Consider the following 5,844-nt stretch of genomic DNA (forward strand, 5'->3'; position numbering starts at 1 on the left):
GACTTCCCTTCATTCCACCCATTGTTCCTTCAACATACTTTTGTTGCAAAAGGTATGTGTCAGCTGATTCAAAATCTGATTCTGATAATCTGACGGAATTATAGATATCTTGAACTTTGATGTCCCCGCCCCCCATTGCATTGTTTTCAATAAGGTGCTCGAGTATTTTTAAAGCATTATTTGCTATTTTGCTTTTTTTCTTCATAGGAAATCTTTTCAGTTTTTAGGCGCTAACGCCTCACACCACCAGCAGCGAAAAGCAGAGCGAGGAATGAACGTCGCTTTTTGCTGTCTGAGTGCATGTGATTGTTATATCCTTCCATACGCTTTGTTTAAGCGCTTTTGAAGATTTTCATCACCAAAAAAAAATCGCTTGCAAGCAATTGATTCATCATAAATATACTGAGAACTCTGACCTACCTCTTCTCCAAGTATCTTTCGAGCGGCCCATGACCCTAGCTTAGCGTTTTCTTCCACTAGGTCCCTATGATTTGATATGACGTAATTACGCCATTTTTCATAATGTTCTAGGATACAAAGCACACCATGACCTAAGTTGTCATAGCTGACAGAACAAAATTCAGTTGGATGTATTTCGCCGATACTTGCTTCAGAAACAAGTGCTTTGTAGTTTTCAATGTTATCTAGAAGTGACACTTCATAATTTAGAATTCGGACTAGTTCTTGTTTAGCAGAGTTGACTTTGAAGCTTTCGTTTTTCCTGGAAAACCGTTTTACAAACTTGCTGGTTTCTACTAGGGAAATTCCTTCCCATTCGAATATCATATTACGTTCAGGCGAAGACAGGATTTGACACCATGCACTTTCTGGCTCGAAGATCCTTGTTAGTAAATGCCTAAATTCCGCGGACTTTCTTATTTGAGGGGTTGTTACTGCTAGAATCTTTGCAATTCGCCTATATGCTGAAGACACTAGCGATATCACTCTCCGAGAATCATCACCTTCAAAGTGACTCAAAAAAAGTGGCAATGAGTTTTGAAGGGCAACAGCCTTATCTTTTCTGACTATTTGGCCTCCAAGCCAGCTCGGAGCCCAATTAACATTGATATCCGAAGCCTCGAGACGAATGAGAAAATCCGTCGCGTGCATAAAGTAAAAATCGTTCGCGTCTCTCGGCTCATCCGGGAATAGTCGATACATGGTGTGAAAAGCCGCTTTTGATCTGCATTCCTTCAGCAAGACCTCATTCATGTTATGAATCGCAGGGTGCGAATGCCCCACAAAGTATAAACTTTCAGTGATATCGGTTGGATCGGCTAGCGCCAGGGATTCCGGGTAACGATTTTCATTTTTTTTCGAGTTGGCTCTAAAGTTCGATAAAACCTTACTTCTCATGCCATCTAAATGGCGATTCATTATTTCCTTGAACTCAGTAACCCGATTCAAATTTCCCTCTTTTTCGAAGGCTCTATCGAGCTCTCTGAGCAATCTTCTCCGATAGAAAAACCAGACATTCACAGGAGCCAAATACTGAGCAAGATTAATATATTCACGCACGAGATTTTTTATAAGCAATCTATATATCGGATTTTCAACGCTGTCCTCTCTGTCAAACACCTCCAGCTTGATCCCATCACAAATGACAACCAATGCCGCACGAATTTCTGGGTGAGCAGCATATTCAAAAGCTTGACTCGCCTCCTTGTATCCAAAGACGCCTTGGTTAAAGTGGGGTCGTTTGGCCTCGACTAACCAAAAATCCTGTTCCCAGACAGTCAAGCTATAATCGATATATCGATTAGTTGAGCCAACGAATTTGATATTCCTCTCTCTGTCAAGAGAGTGCTTATTTCCTTTTTTGTAGCCAATGATTTTCAGTAAGGGGTTTATGATCTCCTCTCTGACATCCGCTTCTTTAAAGTCAGTAACATCGAGTGATGCTATCCTTTCAAGCTCCGCTTTTTCGTCGAGAGATGGCGGTGGGGCTACTTTGTGGAGAAGGAGCCCATCCAAGCCATACAATTTTAGATGTCCCATCAAAATCTACTCTCCTTAAATATAACGCAAGCCATCAGCCGCGCGAGGTATGAGCGTCGGCTGCATGGCATGGTTGGACGAAGCCGCTACGCGGCAGACAAGGCCAAGATGACCTTCTTTGGCCATAATGAACATGTTGTAATCTCACGGCATTCGGTAATAGGTAGGAAGTGGCGGAGCAAAGGGAGCTGCCGCATCAACCATTACCAAGGAGGTTACAATGAACATCATCATGCCGCAAGATCCCCTCTTCAACAAGCAGTACCAGAAACACCTGAAATGCCTCAAGCTGGGCGGGCTACAGCCCAAGACCATCGACGCCTACGCCAGGGCGATCTGGCGGATCGGCAACTATTTCGATTGCAGGATTGACAACCTCAGTTTCGGCCAGTTGCTCGACTATTTTACGGAACTCCTGGACACACATTCCAGGAGCGCGGTCAAGCTCGACCTCTACGGCCTGAAGTTCTTCTATTCCGGGGTACTGAACAAGCCCTGGAAAGATATCCCCCTGACCAAGCCTCCCAAGACATTCAGAATCCCCGACATCCTCTCTGTCGGGCAGATGGGGCAGTTGCTTGCAGCAACCTGAAGCCACGGTAATCATCTGCCTGGCCTGCGGGGCCACCATGGTGATCACTGCAACGATGCTTGCCTGGCCACCGGCCATCATCGCTCCGTTACAAAAATAGACGCACCGAAGGCATCGGGCATGTAAACGGGAGCCGTCACATTACCGAGGACAAAAGCCATCTTGCACCGGAACGGGACTCCTGCGCCGGAAAAACGCCGGACACAAGTGTAAAACAGCATGATGCAGCACCAAAATCCACCTCAAAAAACATTACAGGGGCCTCTTCCGCCTTCCTGCAACCCAACCGCTTCAGATTGTGGCTCGCTGCGCTCCCATAATCTAATCTTGTTCGTTAGGCCGTGTCACACGCCTCAACCCTCAATCTTCAACTGGCCGATAACCGAAATTACACCAAGCCCACCTCCGTGCGCCTCAGGATTGTCGTCGTCGAATCGGATGTCGTTGTCTCCGACCGCACTCTCGATGACACTCGCTGCTTTAGCGAGCTTCCCCCCCGTCGCAGTGTCAACCCGCCGGACCGCTGCGTGCAGTGAGGCGCGGAGAACACGATCTGAGCGCGATCCCGCGCCAGCGTGCCAAACCTCGCCAAGACGAAGACCCGTCCAGCATTGCACGAATTCGTCAAGACCAATGCACGTTACGACGCTTGCTACTGGAGTTTCAGCCATTCCACCAAATCCGTGCAAATTATGATGTCGTCGCCAGTGGTGTGAAAACCCATGCATCGCGAGCTCGTGACAGTAGGGGCAGTGGTCGGGGTCGAACCACCAGCGCTCATCAGAGAAATGCATGGAGTTCCGCGAGGACGCACTCTCGCTGAGGATTGCGGGAACAAGTTCCTTAGCAGCCAGGGACTTGCGGCCCCCCAGCACTTGGTTTAATACTCGGGCACTCACGATGATGAGCTCGCCTGGAGGCGAGAGCAGGCCGTAGGCACCAAGCATGCCTGAGCGATTCCGGAGATGTACCGTGAGCCCAGCGAACACACCCGAAACACCGGTAAACTTTGGAAAACTGGCTAGTAGTGCGAGCTGCCAGGGATCGACTTCATACCGGGACGTAGCCCGACCTGTACCCTGGCCTGACCGCTTGGCTTGAATGAGACACGCCCTCTGAAACGCGAGTCGCCCATCGTGGACATATGCGCCAAGCACAAGGAGGTCCGCGAGTTCCCGGCGGTGTTCGGCTCCACCAACCTGAAAGCGGACCTGTGACTTGGAACCGTGTAGAAACGCTGCCTCCACTTCTAGCTTGAAGGACGCTCCGTTGAGCGATACTTGGACAGGCTCCTTTCCGTCAATAGCTTCCACCATCGCACGCACGCATTCGACCTCGTTGAGTCGGGCTGTGTATGAGTCCTCAATCCCAAGGCGGATGCGCGCAGCGAGATCCCATTGCCAGTCCTGAATGTCAGGTTTATGCGAGATAATATCCAACATTGTTCTGATTGACCTCCTTATAGCCGTAGCGGGCCAACAGCGCAAATCAGCGGTAGCGAAAAGCAGAGCGAAGCAGAGCTTTTAGCTATCCGCTGATTTGCGCTGTTGGCCTTAGGATGTAAGCGCACGCTTGTTCAAAACCGTATAACGATCAAGGTCACTTACGCCGCCCCAAACCTTGCCACGTCAGCGCCGCCAGCGTTCTCGGCGTCATGTGAATCGCCTGGTTCCGCAGTGCCTATTTTTTAAATATTTGGCTGATCTTGTTGTTCTCTTTCATTGAGTTAACGATAAGGTCTTCCGGTATGCCAATTTCCTTAAGCAACAAGATGGTTATTAATATTTTCAGCCTTTGATTTGCCCAATATAAGTCGGCATCTTTTAGCGCAACATCTTTTAATTCATCGTCATAATGAGTTAAGTAGTTTCTTGTATCAACAACGACACCAGTGAAAAATTTATCTGTTGGTGTCAATAATGATGATGTGCTTTCATCAAGAGTTTCTAGTAGTTCTCCTATTCTTTTTCTCAGTGAGTATTCATTTCCGTATTTTATTCTGCTTTTAAGGCTTTCTCTGTGGCCACTATCCAATTCTTTCGATATGCCGCTGGCTAAAGTTGCGCGATAAGGTTGCCAGTCTTCATTACTAAGGTATTTACCTCCTTTTGTAACTCGGTGAAAACTCTCAATGGCCTGCATTAAACTCAAAAACTGAAACTGAAGATACAATCCAGGATTATAGAATGTGCCAAAAAACAAATCGTAAACTGATCTAAGGTGTTGGGCCTTCGCAAACCATAAAGATAAAACATCAGATATATTTTTCGATATACGAGAGTAAGGAAGAATCATCTGATAATAATGAATATTTTTGTTAAGGACATACTTTTTTTGCGTAAAATATAATTCGATTGTTTCTTTTGATTTTTTATAAGGACTGATTTGGACCTCATCGCCAAATGCTTTGACATAATTTATATATGTAGTTTCACCGATTAATAATGTTAGTAAATTGCAAAGGTCATATATTACCCCCCAATACCACTCGAAATGCTTTGGTTCTGTTGGCGTAATTTTTAAATAAGCCTTACTCTTCCAATGCGCCTCGCGAATTAAATCTCCGCCCGTATTAAAATCGTGTGTTGATTCTATAGCGCAACCAAATTCTTCAAGGTTAGCATTGAATTCCGCTGGCCATTTAAAGGTAAGTCTCCAATCTGACTTTGTATCTTTAGGAATTTCCATCGAAAACGGTCTTGCAACCAACCAGTTTTCAATATTGGTGAAATTGACCTGCAAGGCAGAGAAAACTATCTCTTCTGGTTTATTAAAATGCTTGCCGACAAAAAGATAATTTGAGTCAAATCTTGTTTTTGCCTGTCCATTTGGGGTCGGACCGAGCTAATCTATTGAATTATCTAACGATATCTTCCAAAACAGACTGTTTTTCTGCCTTAGAACGTCTGTTTTACCCCCAAAATTGGCACTGTAAGAGCCTGCAGGTTACCAGCGCAGTCTCCAGACCTCATCCTGTTCCCTGAATATTATCAAAAAAGCTTTTTTGAGGCGTGTATAAGTATTTATTACATCAATTCAACAACCTGCTCAGGCCCGATCCCATAAGTGCCGGCTGCCCGTAACGACTTTTCACATGGCCGGTTTCTCAGGCGATATTGACTATGCCCCTGCACCGGGGGTATCTGGAGCAAACCCAGAACTGATTGTTCTGGTCGCCGCCCTTTTGGGACCGGCGCAGGACCATTTCACTGCCGCACCTGGGACAGGCGATGCTGTTTTGTTTTTCCCTGACC

Annotated in this window: 5 protein-coding genes and 1 pseudogene; 1 reads left to right on the plus strand and 5 read right to left on the minus strand. The window is 46.3% G+C overall.

Annotated features, from left to right (window positions below; translation table 11 throughout):
• Together QZP87_RS07475 and QZP87_RS07480 are read right to left on the minus strand one after the other, a co-directional pair.
• Positions 1–205, minus strand: a 205-nt coding sequence (locus tag QZP87_RS07475; RefSeq protein WP_291322296.1) for a hypothetical protein, incomplete at its 3' end; no start/stop codon positions are given.
• 104 nt (positions 206–309) lie between these two features.
• Complete coding sequence (locus QZP87_RS07480) at positions 310–1,998, minus strand: type I restriction enzyme HsdR N-terminal domain-containing protein (RefSeq protein ID WP_291322297.1); 1,689 nt, start codon at positions 1,996–1,998, stop codon at positions 310–312.
• A gap of 220 nt (positions 1,999–2,218) precedes the next feature.
• On the opposite strand from QZP87_RS07480, the gene QZP87_RS07485 reads away from it, so the two are divergent.
• Positions 2,219–2,590 carry a site-specific integrase gene (locus QZP87_RS07485; RefSeq protein WP_291322298.1) on the plus strand — a complete coding sequence of 124 codons (372 nt, stop codon included), beginning with the start codon at positions 2,219–2,221 and terminating at the stop codon, positions 2,588–2,590.
• A 1,680-nt stretch (positions 2,591–4,270) separates the two neighbouring features.
• Here QZP87_RS07485 and QZP87_RS15570 read toward each other — a convergent pair.
• The 3 genes and pseudogenes from QZP87_RS15570 to QZP87_RS15580 form a co-directional block, all read right to left on the minus strand.
• Positions 4,271–4,732 carry a HEPN domain-containing protein gene (locus QZP87_RS15570; RefSeq protein WP_363331001.1) on the minus strand — a complete coding sequence of 154 codons (462 nt, stop codon included), beginning with the start codon at positions 4,730–4,732 and terminating at the stop codon, positions 4,271–4,273.
• Positions 4,733–4,840: 108 nt separating this feature from the next.
• Positions 4,841–5,404: pseudogene (locus tag QZP87_RS15575) on the minus strand (hypothetical protein); the annotation flags it as partial.
• A 292-nt stretch (positions 5,405–5,696) separates the two neighbouring features.
• The gene (locus tag QZP87_RS15580; RefSeq protein ID WP_363331002.1) at positions 5,697–5,822 is read right to left on the minus strand and encodes a topoisomerase DNA-binding C4 zinc finger domain-containing protein; all 126 of its coding nucleotides are present in this window, start codon (positions 5,820–5,822) and stop codon (positions 5,697–5,699) included.
• Between the last annotated feature and the right edge of the window lie 22 nt (positions 5,823–5,844).

Origin of the sequence: Desulfonatronospira sp. (genome assembly GCA_003563255.1) — a bacterium.
In the GTDB taxonomy this organism is placed as follows: Bacteria; Desulfobacterota; Desulfovibrionia; order Desulfovibrionales; family Desulfonatronovibrionaceae; genus Desulfonatronospira.